The 15,322-nt window shown below is 68.7% G+C and carries 15 protein-coding genes and 1 riboswitch; of the genes, 6 read left to right on the top strand and 9 right to left on the bottom strand.

Annotation, left to right across the window (positions count from 1 at the left end):
- Positions 1-103: 103 nt before the first annotated feature.
- Positions 104-1,198, top strand: a complete 1,095-nt coding sequence (gene dinB, locus ACUVWL_RS14960) for a DNA polymerase IV (RefSeq protein ID WP_069118103.1) — start codon at positions 104-106, stop codon at positions 1,196-1,198.
- Positions 1,199-1,448: 250 nt separating this feature from the next.
- Here the strand turns inward: dinB and ACUVWL_RS14955 are convergent, their stop codons facing one another.
- Both ACUVWL_RS14955 and ACUVWL_RS14950 read right to left on the bottom strand, forming a co-directional pair.
- The gene (locus ACUVWL_RS14955) at positions 1,449-2,360 is read right to left on the bottom strand and encodes an MBL fold metallo-hydrolase (protein ID WP_445978501.1); all 912 of its coding nucleotides are present in this window, start codon (positions 2,358-2,360) and stop codon (positions 1,449-1,451) included.
- Positions 2,361-2,451: 91 nt separating this feature from the next.
- Positions 2,452-3,090: an NAD(P)-dependent oxidoreductase gene (locus tag ACUVWL_RS14950; RefSeq protein WP_142235396.1), complete on the bottom strand. Its 639-nt coding sequence runs from the start codon at positions 3,088-3,090 to the stop codon at positions 2,452-2,454.
- A gap of 108 nt (positions 3,091-3,198) precedes the next feature.
- Between ACUVWL_RS14950 and ACUVWL_RS14945 the strand changes: the two genes are divergently transcribed.
- The 3 genes from ACUVWL_RS14945 to gph all read left to right on the top strand — a co-directional run bounded on the left by ACUVWL_RS14945 (position 3,199) and on the right by gph (position 5,649).
- Positions 3,199-4,128, top strand: a complete 930-nt coding sequence (locus tag ACUVWL_RS14945; protein WP_014645815.1) for a LysR family transcriptional regulator — start codon at positions 3,199-3,201, stop codon at positions 4,126-4,128.
- On the top strand, positions 4,125-4,916 hold the full coding sequence (locus ACUVWL_RS14940) for a class I SAM-dependent methyltransferase (RefSeq protein ID WP_014645816.1): 792 nt from the start codon (positions 4,125-4,127) through the stop codon (positions 4,914-4,916). Before ACUVWL_RS14945 ends, ACUVWL_RS14940 begins: the two co-directional genes overlap by 4 nt.
- 64 nt (positions 4,917-4,980) lie before the next feature.
- On the top strand, positions 4,981-5,649 hold the full coding sequence (gph, locus tag ACUVWL_RS14935) for a phosphoglycolate phosphatase (RefSeq protein WP_126411685.1): 669 nt from the start codon (positions 4,981-4,983) through the stop codon (positions 5,647-5,649).
- A gap of 93 nt (positions 5,650-5,742) precedes the next feature.
- Here gph and btuB read toward each other — a convergent pair whose 3' ends face one another.
- On the bottom strand, positions 5,743-7,584 hold the full coding sequence (gene btuB / locus ACUVWL_RS14930; RefSeq protein WP_329768438.1) for a TonB-dependent vitamin B12 receptor: 1,842 nt from the start codon (positions 7,582-7,584) through the stop codon (positions 5,743-5,745).
- Between the two features lie 115 nt (positions 7,585-7,699).
- Positions 7,700-7,922: riboswitch (cobalamin riboswitch) on the bottom strand.
- Positions 7,923-8,064: 142 nt separating this feature from the next.
- Here btuB and ACUVWL_RS14925 point away from each other — a divergent pair.
- Positions 8,065-8,643, top strand: a complete 579-nt coding sequence (locus tag ACUVWL_RS14925; RefSeq protein WP_049441334.1) for a histidine phosphatase family protein — start codon at positions 8,065-8,067, stop codon at positions 8,641-8,643.
- A 91-nt stretch (positions 8,644-8,734) separates the two neighbouring features.
- Here the strand turns inward: ACUVWL_RS14925 and ACUVWL_RS14920 are convergent, their stop codons facing one another.
- Positions 8,735-9,097, bottom strand: a complete 363-nt coding sequence (locus tag ACUVWL_RS14920) for a TfoX/Sxy family protein (RefSeq protein WP_014645820.1) — start codon at positions 9,095-9,097, stop codon at positions 8,735-8,737.
- On the bottom strand, positions 9,094-9,576 hold the full coding sequence (locus ACUVWL_RS14915) for a GAF domain-containing protein (RefSeq protein WP_014645821.1): 483 nt from the start codon (positions 9,574-9,576) through the stop codon (positions 9,094-9,096). Before ACUVWL_RS14915 ends, ACUVWL_RS14920 begins: the two co-directional genes overlap by 4 nt.
- Before the next feature lie 68 nt (positions 9,577-9,644).
- On the opposite strand from ACUVWL_RS14915, the gene bioD reads away from it, so the two are divergent.
- Positions 9,645-10,328, top strand: coding sequence for a dethiobiotin synthase (gene bioD / locus ACUVWL_RS14910; RefSeq protein WP_041864050.1), 684 nt, complete (start codon positions 9,645-9,647; stop codon positions 10,326-10,328).
- A 75-nt stretch (positions 10,329-10,403) separates the two neighbouring features.
- On the opposite strand, the gene ACUVWL_RS14905 is transcribed toward bioD, so the two are convergent.
- The 4 genes from ACUVWL_RS14905 to msrB all read right to left on the bottom strand — a co-directional run bounded on the left by ACUVWL_RS14905 (position 10,404) and on the right by msrB (position 15,191).
- Positions 10,404-11,852: an aminotransferase-like domain-containing protein gene (locus tag ACUVWL_RS14905; protein ID WP_014645822.1), complete on the bottom strand. Its 1,449-nt coding sequence runs from the start codon at positions 11,850-11,852 to the stop codon at positions 10,404-10,406.
- 242 nt (positions 11,853-12,094) lie between these two features.
- Positions 12,095-12,832, bottom strand: a complete 738-nt coding sequence (msrA, locus tag ACUVWL_RS14900) for a peptide-methionine (S)-S-oxide reductase MsrA (protein WP_041864052.1) — start codon at positions 12,830-12,832, stop codon at positions 12,095-12,097.
- Positions 12,833-12,846: 14 nt separating this feature from the next.
- Complete coding sequence (locus ACUVWL_RS14895) at positions 12,847-14,616, bottom strand: cytochrome c biogenesis protein DipZ (RefSeq protein ID WP_134808476.1); 1,770 nt, start codon at positions 14,614-14,616, stop codon at positions 12,847-12,849.
- A gap of 2 nt (positions 14,617-14,618) precedes the next feature.
- Positions 14,619-15,191 (bottom strand): peptide-methionine (R)-S-oxide reductase MsrB, encoded by a 573-nt coding sequence (msrB, locus tag ACUVWL_RS14890; RefSeq protein WP_032959218.1) that lies wholly within the window; start codon positions 15,189-15,191, stop codon positions 14,619-14,621.
- Positions 15,192-15,322: the final 131 nt, after the last annotated feature.

The raw sequence follows: 15,322 nt of genomic DNA, 5'->3' as shown, positions 1-15,322 counted from the left end.
GCAACCGTAGTGTTTTCAATGGAATACGCGCATCCTGTTGATGTGCAACGACCATACTTCGGCGTGTGGCCCGTTCGGCACGCCCCCGCCCTTTCCGCCTGACATGACCCGACTGCGCAAGATCATCCACGTCGACATGGACGCGTTCTACGCGTCGGTGGAGCAGCGCGACGATCCGTCACTGCGGGGCAAGCCGGTGGTTGTGGCATGGCGCGGCGCGCGCTCGGTGGTGTGTGCGGCGTCCTACGAGGCACGCGTGTTCGGCGTGCGTTCGGCGATGCCGGCGCTGCGCGCCGAACGCCTGTGTCCGGACGCGATCTTCGTGCCGCCGGACTTTGCACGTTACAAGGCGGTGTCACGCCAGGTACGCGAGATATTCCTGCGCCACACCGACCTGGTAGAGCCGTTGTCGCTGGACGAGGCCTACCTGGACGTGACCGAGCCGAAGAGCGGCATCGAACTGGCCACCGACATCGCCCGCACCATCCGTGCGCAGATCCGCGAGGAGACGAACCTGACCGCCTCAGCCGGGATCGCGCCGAACAAGTTCCTGGCCAAGATCGCTTCGGACTGGCGCAAGCCCGATGGCCAGTTCGTGATTCCACCGCAGCGGGTGGACGCGTTCCTGCTGCCGCTGCCGGTGAATCGGGTACCCGGCGTCGGCAAGGTGATGGAAGGCAAACTTGCTGCGCGTGGCATCGTCACCTGCGGCGACCTGCGGCAGTGGTCCCTGGTCGACCTGGAAGAGGCGTTCGGCAGTTTCGGCCGCAGCCTGTACAACCGTGCACGCGGCATCGACGAGCGGCCGGTGGAACCGGACCAGCAGGTGCAGTCGATCTCCTCGGAGGACACCTTTGCCGAGGACCTGTTGCTGGAAGACCTGGGCGAGGCGATCGTGCAGCTGGCGGAGAAGACCTGGAATGCCACGCGCAAGACCGAACGCGTCGGCCACACCGTGGTGCTGAAGCTGAAGACCGCGCAGTTCCGCATCCTCACCCGCAGCTTCACCCCGGAGCGCCCGCCGGAATCGATGGAAGAACTGCGCGACATCGCACTGGCCCTGCGCGCCCGCGTCGACCTGCCGGCGGAGACGCGCTATCGGCTGGTCGGGGTCGGGCTGGGTGGGTTCCGCGAAAAGGAGGCCGTGGTGCAGGGGGAATTGTTCGAGCACGGACCGAGCGATTCCACATCCCTCTGATCGGCAAAGGCGGGGCCAGAGCCCGTTGCGCAGCAACGGGATCCGACCCCAGCAGATTGCCGAGATCTGTCGAAGGCGAGGTGGGTCCGGTTGCGGGGGCGTGAGCGGCATGGATGCCGCGACCAAGCCCCCATGGACGGGTTCACGGCGTCCCCTGCCATCGGACCCACCCCGCCAACCCACAGATATCCAGCTGTTGCCGTTGCATTGAGCAGGTGCAGGGCGCAGCCCTGCAAAACAACCCTTTACCTTAAGGCCACTGCATCTCGCCCTTGGCCACTTTCGCACTCAGCTCCAGCGATGCCACGCCATCCAGCTTCGGGTAGCGCGACTGCATTGCTTTCACCAGCGCCGCACTGTCCCTGGCCTTTGCCGTCTCGGCATCGAACGCGCGGATGTAGTCCGCGGTGAAGCGCAACGCACTGGCATCCAGCGCCGCACCCGGCGCGTAATGCCCCGGCACCACCACCTTCGGCTTCAGTGCCTGCAACCGCTGCAGGGTCTGCAGCCAGTCGGTGTGCGACTTCGGCGTCTGCGTATCGGCCATCCACACGTGCTCGCCGGCTACCACCGGAATGCCACCGACGATCGCGCGCAGCAACGGTACCCACAGCACCGTGCGGTCCGGGGTCGGGCCATCCAGGCCGATCAGCGGCAGGCGCTGGCCTTCCAGCTGCAGGGCATCGCCATCCAGCACCTGCGGCAGCACGATGCGCGCGGGCATGTCGGCACCCATCTTCGGTCCCCAGTAGGCCAGCTTGCCGGCCTGGGTCTGCTGGATGTGGGCGACGGTCTGCGCGGTGGCGACGATGCGCGCCTGCGGGAACGCGTCCTGCAGGGTAGCCAGGCCGAAGTAGTAGTCCGGATCACCGTGGCTGATGTAGATCGTTGTCAGCTGCTTGCCGCTGGCGCGGATCAGCTCGACCAGCTTGCGCGCATCGCTGGCACCAAACTGCGCATTGACCAGGATCGCGTCGTGGCGGCCTTCGATCAGCACCGAGGACACCGAGAACATTGCCTGCGGGCCGGGATGGAAGGTCTGCAGGTGCAACTGGGATTTCGTCGCCGCCGCCGGCGCCGTGGTGGCCGGTGCGGCCAGCAGCGGCGCACTGGTGAAGCTGGCGGCCAGGGCAAGGGGAAGCAGCAGGGCAGCGGTACGCATGGGAATTCCTTGTGTAGAGCCGGGCCAATGCCCGGCTGCATGTTCGCGTAGAGCCGAGCGCGGGCTTGGCTCTACATGGGACGTGCGTGGATCAATACGCTGCGGTGATGATCTGCTTCGGATACGCGTGCGCTTCCAGTTCGGCGACGAACGCCGCGCCATAGTCGGCGTAGCTGATGCGGCTGTGGCCGCTGGTATCGGCCAGGAACGCCTTGGGCTGCACGCGGTACTGGCCGCGCTCTTCACCCGGGCCGATTTCGGCGGCCGGCGAGAAGAAGGTCCAGTCCAGGTCGTCCACTGCCTGCAGGCGGTTGAACGCCTCGCGGTGGGCCAGCGCGTACGGCTTGTAGGCCTCCGGGAAGGTGGGGGTGTCGACCAGCTGCACGCCGGGTGCGACTTCCAGGCTGCCGGCACCGCCAACCACCACCAGGCGCGGCACGCCGGCCTTGCGCGCGGCAGCCGCCAGCTGCGCGGCGACCTCGCCGACGCGGCCGATGTCATCGCCCGGGCGCGGGCCGTAGGCACTGGCGAGCACGTCGTGGCCGGCGATGGCGGCAACCAGCGCGTCCTGGTCATCCAGCGAGGCGATCACCGGATGGGCACTGGCCAGCTCGGCCGGGAGGTCCTGCGCGCTGCGCACGATGACGGTGAGTTCGTGGCCGCGGGCCAGCGCGTGGCGGGCGATCTGGCGGCCGATGTTGCCGGTGGAACCAACGAGGGCGATCTTCATGGCAGGACTCCGTGGGGCGCTGTGGGGTGGGAATGGCGCCACTCTAGGCCGCTGCAGTCGCTCGAAAAACAGCGTATAACGCGCTTGTTTGTTGCATGGATCGAGCATATGGACCGATTGACCGCCATGACCGTGTTCGTCGAGGTGGCCGAGCGCGGCAGCCTGACCGCGGCGGCAGAGGTGCTGGACATGTCGCGGGCGATGGTCAGCCGCTACCTGGCTGAGGTCGAGGGCTGGCTGGGCGCACGCCTGCTGCACCGGACCACGCGCCGGGTCAGTCTGACCGGGCCCGGCGAGGCGGCGCTGGCGCGCTTCCGGCAGATGCTGGCGATCGGCGAGGAACTGCAGGGCGAGCTGGCCAGCGATGATCCCGAGCCGCATGGCACGCTGCGGGTGACTGCCAGCGTGTCGTTCGGGCAGAGCCACCTGGCGCGGGCGGTGGCCGGCTTTGTTGCGCGCCATCCGGCGGCACGCATCGAGCTGCTGCTGGTCGACCGCACGGTCAACCTGGTGGAGGAGCGGGTGGACCTGGCCGTGCGCATCGCGCGCCAGATCGATCCCAGCCTGATCGCGCGGCGGCTGGCCACCTGCCGCTCGGTGCTGTGCGCGACGCCGTCCTACCTGCAGGCACGCGGCACGCCGACTGCTCCCGAGCATCTGGCCGCGCACAACTGCCTGACCCACCACTACGTCGGCAAGAGCCTGTGGCAGCTGCACCGAGACGGCCGTTCGCTGTCGGTGGCGGTGGGCGGCAACATCAGCGCCAACGAGGCCTCGCTGCTGCTGGAGGCGGTGCGGGCCGGTGCCGGTATCGCCATGCTGCCGACCTACCAGGTGGCGCCCCTGCTGCGTACCGGCGAGCTGATCGAACTGCTGCCCGAATTCAGCCTGGACGAACTCGGCATTCATGCCGTGTACGCGTCACGGCGACAGCAGCCCGCTATCATGCGGCGATTCCTGGACTACCTGGCCGAGTGTTTCGCCAGCCCGGCCTTCCAGGACCTGGATTGGCGCCCACCGGGCAAGGAGAACACATGAACCATGGACAGGCCTTGATCGACCACAACCGTGCTGCCTGGGACCGCCAGGCCAGCGAAGTGCGCGAATGGTCGCGCCCGGTGGAAAGTTCAACCATTGCCGCCGCGCGCGAAGGCCGCTGGCAGGTGCATCTGACCCCACGCGCGCTGCCATTGGACTGGCTGGGCGATGTGCGTGGCCGCCGCATCCTGTGCCTGGCCTCGGGCGGGGGCCAGCAGGCACCGGTGCTGGCCGCTGCGGGCGCCGACGTCACCGTGTTCGATCTCTCCGACGGGCAGCTGGAACAGGACCGCAGCGTGGCGGCGCGCGATGGCCTGCAGCTGCGCACGGTGCAGGGCGACATGCGCGACCTGCACGTATTCGCCAACGACAGCTTCGACGTGGTGTTCCATCCGATCTCCAACCTGTACGTACCCGACGTGCGCCCGGTGTGGACCGAATGCCGCCGCGTGCTGGCGCGCGACGGCATGTTGATGGCCAGCTTCTACAACCCGGTGCTGTTCGTCGGCGCGCGCGATCCGCAGCTCGATGCGCAGGGCCTGATCCGGCCGCAGTACGCCATTCCCTATTCGGACCTGGAAGACCTGCCCGCCGCAGAACGTGAGGCGAAACTCGGCCGCGGCGATGCGCTGACCTTTGGCCACAGCCTGACCGAACTGATCGGCGGGCAGCTGGATGCGGGGTTCGTCATCGATCGCTTCATGGAAGACTGGCAGCCGCAGCCGCGCTTCCTGATCGACCGCTACCTGCCCACGTTCCTGGCCACCCGCGCACGCCGGATCGGTTGAGGCGGATCGGCGCAGAAACCAGCGGCGTACAATGGGCGGCCCCACGTCGTGCAGGTGCCGTCCCTTGTCGTATCCCTATCCGCTGGTCGTGTTCGACCTAGATGGCACGCTGGTCGACAGCGCAGCTGATATCGCCGAAGCACTGAACCGCACGCTGGAAGACATCGGCATGGCACGCGTGCCGGAAGCCACGGTTCTGGGCTGGATCGGCGACGGTGTGCGCCGCCTGGTCGAGCAGGCCGTGCATGCCGCGGGTCGCGAGGTCGACCTGGCCGAAGTGATGCCGGTGTTCATGGTGCACTACCGTGAGTGCCTGCTGCGCAGCCCGCGCCTGTTCGATGGCGTGGCCGAAGCGCTGATGCAGCTGCGTGCACGCGCTGTTCCGCTGGCGATCTGCACCAACAAGCCCGAAGCGCTGGTGCCGCCACTGCTGCAGCACCTGGGCATTGGTGATGCGTTCGCGCTGGTACTGGGCGGCGATTCGCTGCCGCAGCGCAAGCCCAGCGGTGAGCCGCTGCGGCACATCGCTGCGCACTTCGGGCTGGCGGTGGATGCCTGCCTGATGGTGGGTGATTCGTTGACCGACTACCGCGCCGCCGAAGAGGCGGGTATGCCGATCGCACTGGTGCGTTACGGTTATCCGCGTGGCCTGGACCTGGCCACCGCACAGGCGGTGGCGGTGATTGACGACCTGCGTGAGTTGCCGGGGTTGGCCGCGGGCGTTCGGGTGTAGAGCCGAGCCCACGCTCGGCTGCTTCATTGCGTGAGCCGAGCATGGGCTCGGCTCTACAGTAGATCGGCGCCGGGCGATGCCCGGCGCGCGCCTTCATTTCGGCTGGTAACGCACGCTCAGCTGGTATTCGCGGCCGGGCTGGTTGAACCACGCCACCGTCTCGTAGCGGCGGTCGAACACGTTGGCGGCACGTGCCAGCAGCGACCACGCCGGCGTCAGCGCGTACTCGGCGCGCAGGTCCAGCGTGCCGTAGCCACCGACCTTCACCGCGTTGGCGGCATCGTCATAGCGCTTGCCCGCACCCTGCACGGTCAGGCCGGCGCGGAAATCGCCGAAGCGGCGGTCGACGTCCAGGCGCGCGGTCTGCTGTGCACGGCGCGGCAGCCAGTTGTCGAACTGGGTGCTGCCATGGGTGCGGTTGCGCGGGTCGGTGTAGCTCAGCTGCGCGTTGAGGTCGAAGCCGGCCAGCAGCACGCCACCGGTCAGTTCGGCGCCACGGATGCGCGCCTTCTCCACCTGCTGCATTTTCATCGTGGACGCATCGTAGGTGATCAGGTCATCGATGCGGGTCTCGTACACGTCCAGGCCCCAATGCCAGCCCTGGCCCTGCTGCGAAACACCGAGGTTGGCGCTCTTGGACTTCTCCGGCTTCAACGTCGGCACGCCGCTCCACGGGTCGTACAGGTCGCTGAAGGTCGGTGCCTTGAAGGCGGTGCCGTAGCTGGCATTGACGCGCAGGCCGTGGTCCAGCTGCATTGCCCAGCCGAGACTGCCGGTGGCGTGGTTGCCGAACTGCTGGTTGTCGTCGTTGCGTGCGCTGGCCTGCAGCTGATGGCGGCCGAAGCGGCCCTGGTACTGCACGAACACGCCGGTGTTGCGACGGCTGTCGACGAGGTAGCCCGCGCTGCTGCCGTCCAGGTTGTCTTCGCTCCAGTCCACGCCGGTGCTCAGCAGCTGGCTTCCGGTCAAGGTGAAGTCACCCTGCAGCGAGGCGCTGTCGCGGTGGGTCTGCGCGCTGCCGCGTGCGCCGAAGTCGCCGAAGTTGTCCGATTCGTTGTCGCTGCGGCCGACGTTGGCGGTGAACGCCAGGCGCCCGGACGGGGTGTAGCGCACCTTGCCGGCCAGCACCTGCTGGCGGGTTTCCGAGTAGTTGTAATAGCCGTCGTAGTGGTTCTTGCCGTCGGCGCGCAGCGCACTGCCTTCCACATTCCACTGGTCGTTGAAGGTGTAGCCGCCACGCAGGCTCTTGGACAGGTTGCGGTAGCCGTCGCGGTCGGGTTCGTCAGCGAAGCAGCCGGTGAACAGCGTCGCCGAGCCACGGCAGGCATCGACGCCATCGGAATGCTGGTAGGCGATGTCGGCGCCGAACCAGCCGCGTTCGGTGCCACCTCCGATGCCGCCGCTGGCTTCGCGCAGGCCGTTGTTGCCACCACCGAGCTGGAAGTGCGGAGCAAAATCGCCCTGGTTGCGGCGGGTGAAGATCTGGATCACGCCACCGATGGCGTCGGCGCCGTACAGGCTGGACTGCGGGCCGCGCACGATTTCCACGCGTTCGATCTGCGCCAGCGGCAGGTCCTGGTACATGGCCAGGCCGAGGTCGGCACTGTTGATGCGCACGCCATCGACCAGCACCACGGTGTGGCCCGAGTTGGTGCCGCGCAGGAACAGCGAGCTCTGCTTGCCGAGCCCGCCGGCATTGGTCAGGTTGATGCCGGCGCGGCCGCGCAGCAGTTCCTGCAACGAGGTGGCCTGACTGGATTCGATCTGCGCGCGGTCGATCACCTGGGCTGGTGCGATGCTGTCCTGCAGGGCGATCGGGGTGCGGGTGGCGGTGACCAGGATCTGGTCGAGCGCGGTGGTGTCATCGGCGGCCTGGGCCAGCGCGGGCAGGGCGGCCAGCACGGCCAGGGACAGCATTCGGGACTGCAGCTTCATGGGGGACTCCAGGTGCCACGCACGCCCGCGTGGCGAAGGGGAGGAGCCGCGAAGGCAGGCATGCGCCGACGCCGCAGCGCAGGCTGCGGTCATCCAGCGCCATGCCCACCGCACCGCGACCTGAGGCTTCCGGGCCGGTCTCCGGGCTTGCCGCCGGGTGGCGCGAGGCCACCGTCCAGCCGCCTTCCCATGCCTGCGGCACAGTGGCGTTGTTGCCTGGAACTGACGTGCTTACCGTTGCGGGGGCAGCGCCGGCCTGGCGTGGATTCACGCGTCACCGGCTTCCCGTTTCAACCTGCCGGCCGTGGCCGCAGGTCACCTGGAAGTGCGCGCAGTCTACGGCATCGCAGGCGGCCCGTAGCGTCGAGCGTACCCGACTGCCTTTGCTGTGCCCTTAGAATGGTCCCTCGATCCCGTGGTGCCGTTGCCGATGTCCGCCCGTTTTCCGCTGTTCCCGCGTTGCCTGTACAGGACGCACGCATGATCCTCGACCTGGTCCGCCATGCCGGCAACGGTCGCGATGAGTTCCTCGATGGCCGCAGCGATCCACCGCAGCTGGCCCGCCTGCCGCAGGAACTGGTCGACGCCTACGCTGCGCAGCCCTGGGAACGGGTGATCAGTTCGCCGCGGCTGCGCTCGCTGCACACGGCGATGGCCCTGGCCACCCCGCGCGGGCTGGACGTGGAAGCGGAGGAGGAATGGGAAGAGCTGGATTTCGGCGATTGGGACGGGCAGTCGCTGTTCGACCTGCCGGAGGATGCACTGGCGGCCTTCCATGCCGATCCGCATGCATACCCACCGCCCAACGGTGAGAGCTGGGGCCACTTCGAGCGGCGTATCGCGCGCGCGCTGGATCGACTGCTCGATGATGACGACCCGGTGCCAACGCTGGTGGTCAGCCATGGCGGCCCGCTGCGCATGGTGCTGTCGCAGGTCTGCGGCCTGCCGATGTCGCTGTGCTGGGCACTGCGCATCGACCACGGCACGCGCCTGCGGGTACGGCTGGAACGTGGCGAAGCCGGGCTGGCAGGCGAGCTGCTGGAACTGCAGCAGCCGTAACCCATCGGTAGTGCCGGCCGCTGGCCGGCAGTCTCAGGAATGTTGAAAAGACCACGCAGTTGCCGGCCAGCGGCCGGCACTACCGGTGCGGTCAATCCTCGTCCGCATCCTCGGTCACGCTGTCTTCCGCGTCATCGTCGGCATCGAAGCGCTGCTCATGCACCGGACCCGACGCCGGGCCGGCCGCCTTCAGCGGATGCGCGGCGATGCGTGCTTCGTAATCCTGCACCAGCGCCTCACGCTGCGGCTCGCTCAGTTCCTGCCAGTGGCAGTCCAGCAGCGCGCCTTCCAGCGAGTACAGCAGGTTCAGGCTGGGCTTGAAGCCGGCGCGCTTGACCTTGACGAAGGCGCCGACTGCGCCGGTCGCAACCAGGTCCTCGCGGCTGCGCAGGCCGACCTGGCGCAGCCACGCTGCACTCTTGGGGCCGATGTTGCGCAGCTTCGGTGCGCTCATCCCAGCGCCTCGACGAACACGCGGGCGATGGCTTCCAGGCCGGCCTGGTCATCGGCATCGAAGCGGCCGATCTTCGGGCTGTCGATGTCGAACACGCCGATCAGTTCATCGCCGCGCAGCAGCGGCACCACCAGTTCCGAACGCGAGGCCGAATCGCAGGCGATATGGCCGGGGAAGGCATCGACGTCGTCCACGCGCTGGGTCACGCGCTGGCTGGCGGCGGCACCGCACACGCCCTTGTCCAGCGGGATGCGCACGCAGGCCGGCAGGCCCTGGAACGGGCCGACCACCAGCTCCGTGCCGTCGTACAGGTAGAAACCCACCCAGTTCAGGTCGGGCAGGGCGTGGTAGACCAGTGCGGAGAGGTTGGCCGCGTTGGCGATGCGGTCGGACTCGGCGTAGACCAGGCCACGGGCCTGTTCCAGCAGCTGGGCGTATTGTTCCGGCTTGCTGCCGGTAAGCGAGGCATTGGCGAACATGCCCGCAGTCTAGCAAGCGCGCCGGGCCGGCGATAATGCACGCTCTGTTGCCCTGTTGGAGCCCATCGATGCCGTTGCCCGCTACGCTGCCGCCCGCCCTGTTCATTACCGGCACCGATACGGAGATCGGCAAGACCGCGGCCAGCACCGCGCTGCTGCAGGCGCTGCGCCGGCGCGGCCTGCGCGCGGTGGGCATGAAACCGGTGGCCAGCGGCAGCGAAGACCTGGGGCAGGGCCTGCGCAACGAAGACGCGCTGGCGCTGCAGGCGGCCAGCTGGCCGGTGCCGGACTATGCCGATCTGAACCCGTATGCGCTGCGGCAGCCGCTGGCACCGGAGCTGGCCGCTGCCGAGGACGGCGTGCGGGTGGAACTGGCGCCGATCGTGGCTGCGTTCGCGCGACTGCGCGCACAGGCCGACATCGTGGTGGTGGAAGGCGTCGGTGGGTGGCTGGCGCCGGTCTCGGCCACGCTGGACCAGCTGGACCTGGTGCGAGCACTGCAGTTGCCGGTGCTGCTGGTGGTGGGCATGCGGCTGGGCTGCGTCAACCATGCGCGGCTGACTGCGCAGTCGCTGCAGGCCAGCGGCGTGCAGTGCCTGGGCTGGATCGGCAACCACATCGACCCGGCGATGCAGCGCCAGGATGAGAACATCGCCACGTTGCAGCAGCGCCTGCCGATGCCGTGCTGGGGACGGCTGCCGCATCTGCCGGGTGCGGATGGCGAAGCGCTGAGCGCGCACCTGCTCGAGTGATCCTGGGTAGTGCCGACCGCTGGCCGGCAACCGCATCCACCCGGTGATCCCGATGTTGCCGGCCAGCGGCCGGCACTACCGTGCTGCGGCCGCCAGCTCCCGCGCGATCGCGCCCAGTCGTTCCACCGCGCCAATGAAGCGCGCATCCAGGGTCTGGCAGCACGACAGCCGCAGGCAGTGGCGGTATCGCGCGCCACGTGAATAGACCTGGCCGGGCATGAACACGATGTCCTCCTGCAGCGCTCGCTCGAACAGCTCGCGCGTATCCACGCCCGGCAGTTCCAGCCACAGCAGGAATCCGCCCTGCGGTTCGGTGGCGCGGGTGCCGGCCGGGAAGTGCTCGGCCACCAGCTGGCGCAGCCGTCCCACCTGTTCGCGGTACAGCCGGCGCATGCGATGCAGGTGGTGCTCGTAGCTGCCCGCTTCCAGATACGCCGCGACCGCGTCACCGAGCAGCTGCGGCTCGCCGCCGGTGGACTGGAATTTCAGCAGCGCGATGCGCTCGGCGAAGCGGCCGCCATCCAGCCAGCCGATGCGGTAATCCGGCGCCAGTGTCTTGGAGAAACCTCCGACCACCATCACCCAGCCGTCGCGATCGAAGGCCTTCAGCAGGGGCGCCGGCGGTTCGCAGAACTGCAGCTCGGCGTACACCGCGTCCTCGATCAGCGGCAGCTGCCGTGCGTTGACCAGCTCGGCCAGGCGCTGCTTGGCGGCGGTCGGCATGGTGCAGCCGAGCGGGTTGTGCACGGTCGGCATCACCACCAGCGCGGCCAGCGGTGTGTGCTGCAGCAGCGCGTCCAGCGCATCCACATCCAGTCCGTGCTGCGGATGGGTGGGCAGCTCGATGGCCTGCAGGCCGAGGTTGGCCAGCAACGGATACAGGTTGAAGTAGGACGGTGCCTCGATGCCGACCGCATCACCGGGCTGGGTGACCGCGCGCAGCGCCAGCTGCAGGCCCTCCATCGCACCATGGGTCAGCAGCAGGCGTTCGCTGTGGGTGTGCAGCCCCATGCGCGGGCCACGCCGCACGATCTGCGCCAGCAGCCGTGGCGAGCCGTTGGGGCGCGCGTAGGTCTCCACCGTCTGCTGGCCGTGGCGCAGCACCTGTGCGGTATGCCGGGCCAGCTGCGCGCCCGGATAGAACTGGCGCCCGCGCGGACCGGCAAAGGCCAGGTCGATCACACCGGGGCGGCGCTGTGCTTCCAGCACGCGGGCCATCAGCACCTGCTGCAGTGGTGCGGTGGGTGCGGACGGGGTATCACGCAGCGAACGCTCTGGCACCGACAAGCGCGGCGCCACCTCGAAGCCGGCTTTGGGCCGCGGAATGACCAGGCCGGCGTCCTCCAGCTGGCGATAGGCGGCAATCACCGTGTTCAGGCTGAGCCTGCGCTGCAGGGCCATCTGCCGCAGCGAAGGCAGGCGGCTGCCAACCGGAAGGCGTCCGCCGTGGATGGCCTCGGCCAGCTCGTCGGACAGCCGTTGGTAGCGGGGTGGGATCATCGCGCTCTGGTCATCTGTATCCATCGAATTTCCCACCATCTGGTGCTGTACCCATGATGATGGCGAGCCTAGCATGTCGTTGTCGGCCGGGCCTGATCGGGGCACGGCCGATACTTCCCAAACGCACGGCTGGATGGCCGTGCGTCTTTTTCTGTGTGTAGAGCCGAGCCCATGCTCGGCTGCACTTCCGCCAACAGCAGCCGAGCGTGGGCTCGGCTCTACAGAGAGCACCGCCGAGCGTCGGTCAGCCCAAGGGGGAATGCCGGCTACCGCATCGGCACCAGCACCGCCTCGCGCCGGTACAGCGCCGGGAACTGCTTGCCCAGCGCGGCCAGCTTCGGTGCGTCGTAGTAGCGGATGTAGGCCGCCTGCGGGTAGTTGGTCATGTAGTTCTGGTGGTAGCTCTCGGCCGGGTAGAAGCGCTGGCCGCTGACCAGCTGGGTGACGATCGGCGCGCGGTAGCTGCCGGCCTGGCCGAGCTGGGCGATGTAGGCGCGGCTGGCAGCCTGCTGGCGTGCGTCGTCACTGAAGATCGCCGAGCGGTATTGGCTGCCGTGGTCCGGCCCCTGCCGATTGAGCTGGGTCGGGTCGTGCACCACCGAGAAGAACACCTGCATCAGCTGCCCGTAGCTGACCTGGCGCGGGTCGTAGTCGATCTTCACTGCTTCGGCATGCCCGGTCTGGCCACCGCTGACGCGCTCATAACGCGCATTGGCCGCACTGCCACCGATGTAGCCGGACACGGCATTGCTCACGCCCTTGACGTGCTGGAACACGCCCTGCACGCCCCAGAAGCAACCACCGGCGAACACCACGCTGGCGTGGGGGGCGTCATCGCGGAACGCCGCATCGCCGGTGGGGGCCGGCAGTGCCTGGATCTGCGCGCTGGCTTCGATCGGCGCCGCAATCGCGCCGTGGTCAACCAGCAGCACACCGGCGATCAAGGCCGTGGCCACCAGGCCGGCCACACCGGCGGCGATGCCCTGTTCAAAGGAGAGTTTCATCATGTCCTCCCGGTTCAACCGAAGGTGAAGGCATAGGCCTGCACGCCCGCATCGAGGAACTCGATCTCGAAGCGATGCGGGCCAACTGCGCCGCGCTGGCGGATCAGCTGGTACAGGCGGTGCTCGTCGACGACGCCACTGCCATCGGCACCAACATCACTGCCGGCATCGGTGGCGGGCAGCGCTTTGCCGTCCAGCCAGACGCGGAAGCGCACCGGCCTGCCGTCCTCGCTCGGTGCCAGCACCAGGTGCAGGTCGCGCGCATGGAACTGGAAGGCGATGCGGCCGCCGGCCTGCTGCAGCTGTGCGGCCTCATCGGTGACGGTCCAGCGCCCGGACAGCCCCCACTGGTTCAACGCCAGGGTGGCCGGCAGCGTGTAGTCGAACGCGGCGTCGCTGCGCTGCCCGCCGGGCGAGGCGAACTGCTCGGCGCGGGCGTGGCCCAGGTAGGTTTCCGGCGAACGCAGGTTGCCCATGTCGGCCTGCACGGCCACGCCCTTCAGGCCGGCGGCAGCGGGATCGGCCGGCGGCGGCAGATTGGTCTGCCCGGCTTCGGTCAGCAGGCGACGGATCATCTGTTCCGAGCGCGCATAGTTGCCCTCGCCGAACTGGTGGCCGCGGATGTTGCCCTGCGCGTCGACGAAGTACTGCGCCGGCCAGTAGCGGTTGTTGAAGGCGCGCCAGATCGTGTACTGGTTGTCGAGCGCCACCGGGTACTCGACCTTCAGCTGCTGCACCGCTTTCATCACGTTGCGTGGATCACGCTCGAAGGCGAACTCCGGCGTGTGCACGCCGACCACCACCAGGCCGTGGTCGCGGTAGCGTCGCTCCCATTCGTGCACGAACGGCATCGCGCGCAGGCAGTTGATGCAGGAATAGGTCCAGAAATCGACCAGAACCACCTTGCCGCGCAGCTGCTGTGCACTCAGGGGCGGGCTGTTGAGCCAGCCAGTGGCACCGTCCAGCGCGGGCAGCGTGCCTTCCACCGGCAGCGCTGCATCGGCACCGGCATTGGCGCCGGCCATCATCATCATCGGCGGTGCCGCCGGCTGCGCGCCGGGCACTGCATCCAGCAGGCGTTGCTCGATACGCGCGGTGCTGACCGTGGACAAGCGGGTCAGCAGGCCGGTATCCCAGCCGAGGCCGATCGCCACGACGGCCAGCAGCGCGGCCACACCCAGCACCTTGCGAAGTACATCGCCGAGGCCGAGCCGCGCCTGCATCGCGCGGAACACCCGGCCGCCGATCCACACCGCCAGCGCCAATGCGGTGATCGCACCCAGTGCGTAGGCCAGCAGCAGCGCAGTGGTACCGACGCTGGCGCCATGCAGGGCGGCGCCGGTCAGCACCAGACCGAGGATCGGCCCGGCACACGGTGCCCACAGCAGGCCAGTGGCGATGCCGATCAGCAGCGAGGTCCACGCGCCGCCGTGCCCCGCGGCATCCGCCGCATCGGCGCGCGCACTCAGGCGGGCACCCACGCGCTGGAACGGCGCCAGCAGGTGGTCGGCCAGTCGTGGCCAGAGCAGGGCGACCGCGAACAACGCCATCAGCAGCAGGGCGACCCAGCGTCCGACCTGGTTGGCCTGTGCCACCCATTGGCTGCCCACCGCGGCCAGGCTGGCGACCACGGTGAAGGTGAGCGCCATGCCCAGCAGCAGCGGCAGCGTGCTGCGCAGGAACGGGCGATCGGCACGCGCGAACACGAACGGCAGCACCGGCAGGATGCAGGGACTGAGCAGGGTCAGCGCGCCCCCCAGATAGGCAAGCAGCAACAGCAGCATCGTCAGGCTCCGGAAGCAGGGGAAGAACCGACCGGCACCCGCCAGCCGTCGGCAGTGCCATCCGTGGCGCCGGGAGCGAACACCATCGCCGCACCGTTCATGCAGTAGCGCAGCCCGGTGGGGCGTGGCCCATCGTTGAACACATGGCCGAGATGGCCGCCGCAGCGGCGGCAATGCACCTCCACCCGCAGCATCCCGAAGGTGACGTCGCGGTCTTCGCCGATGGCGTTGTGCAGCGGCGCCCAGAAGCTGGGCCAGCCGGTACCGCTCTCGAACTTGGTGGACGAGGAGAACAGCGGCAGTGCGCACCCGGCGCAGGCGAAGGTGCCCTGCCGGTGTTCCTTGTTGAGCGGGCTGCTCCAGGGGCGCTCGGTGGCCTGCTGGCGCAGCACCGCGTACTGCGCCGGCGTCAGTCGCTGGCGCCACTCGGCATCGCTGTGCATGACCTCGAACTGTCGCGACGGGCGCGCTTCGGCGGCGGCCGGGGCGGCGCGGCTGCAGGCCCCCAGGCCGAACAGGCCGGCGGCGGTGGCGACACCGCCCAGGCCCAGCAGATGGCGGCGGGAGAGGGACATGGCGGACTCCGGGAAGGGGCGACGGGGCCATGCTGCGCCCGCCCGGGTCAACGAATCCTCACGCAGGATTCAATTTTTCGTGAGGTATCGGCGGCCGTCCCGCGCCACAATGCAGCCAGCCTCCCCACTGG

It is taken from the genome of Stenotrophomonas muris, from assembly GCF_052751275.1.
This window is presented reverse-complemented; position numbering and strand designations above follow the sequence as displayed.

Excerpts from the sequence above, each read along its gene's own strand:
- dinB (WP_069118103.1), top strand. The coding sequence starts at position 104 with ATGACCCGACTGCGCAAGATCATCCACGTCGACATGGACGCGTTCTAC.
- ACUVWL_RS14955 (WP_445978501.1), bottom strand. The coding sequence starts at position 2,360 with ATGCGTACCGCTGCCCTGCTGCTTCCCCTTGCCCTGGCCGCCAGCTTC.
- ACUVWL_RS14950 (WP_142235396.1), bottom strand. The coding sequence starts at position 3,090 with ATGAAGATCGCCCTCGTTGGTTCCACCGGCAACATCGGCCGCCAGATC.
- ACUVWL_RS14945 (WP_014645815.1), top strand. The coding sequence starts at position 3,199 with ATGGACCGATTGACCGCCATGACCGTGTTCGTCGAGGTGGCCGAGCGC.
- ACUVWL_RS14940 (WP_014645816.1), top strand. The coding sequence starts at position 4,125 with ATGAACCATGGACAGGCCTTGATCGACCACAACCGTGCTGCCTGGGAC.
- btuB (WP_329768438.1), bottom strand. The coding sequence starts at position 7,584 with ATGAAGCTGCAGTCCCGAATGCTGTCCCTGGCCGTGCTGGCCGCCCTG.
- ACUVWL_RS14925 (WP_049441334.1), top strand. The coding sequence starts at position 8,065 with ATGATCCTCGACCTGGTCCGCCATGCCGGCAACGGTCGCGATGAGTTC.
- ACUVWL_RS14920 (WP_014645820.1), bottom strand. The coding sequence starts at position 9,097 with ATGAGCGCACCGAAGCTGCGCAACATCGGCCCCAAGAGTGCAGCGTGG.
- ACUVWL_RS14915 (WP_014645821.1), bottom strand. The coding sequence starts at position 9,576 with ATGTTCGCCAATGCCTCGCTTACCGGCAGCAAGCCGGAACAATACGCC.
- bioD (WP_041864050.1), top strand. The coding sequence starts at position 9,645 with ATGCCGTTGCCCGCTACGCTGCCGCCCGCCCTGTTCATTACCGGCACC.
- ACUVWL_RS14905 (WP_014645822.1), bottom strand. The coding sequence starts at position 11,852 with ATGGATACAGATGACCAGAGCGCGATGATCCCACCCCGCTACCAACGG.
- msrA (WP_041864052.1), bottom strand. The coding sequence starts at position 12,832 with ATGAAACTCTCCTTTGAACAGGGCATCGCCGCCGGTGTGGCCGGCCTG.
- ACUVWL_RS14895 (WP_134808476.1), bottom strand. The coding sequence starts at position 14,616 with ATGCTGCTGTTGCTGCTTGCCTATCTGGGGGGCGCGCTGACCCTGCTC.
- msrB (WP_032959218.1), bottom strand. The coding sequence starts at position 15,191 with ATGTCCCTCTCCCGCCGCCATCTGCTGGGCCTGGGCGGTGTCGCCACC.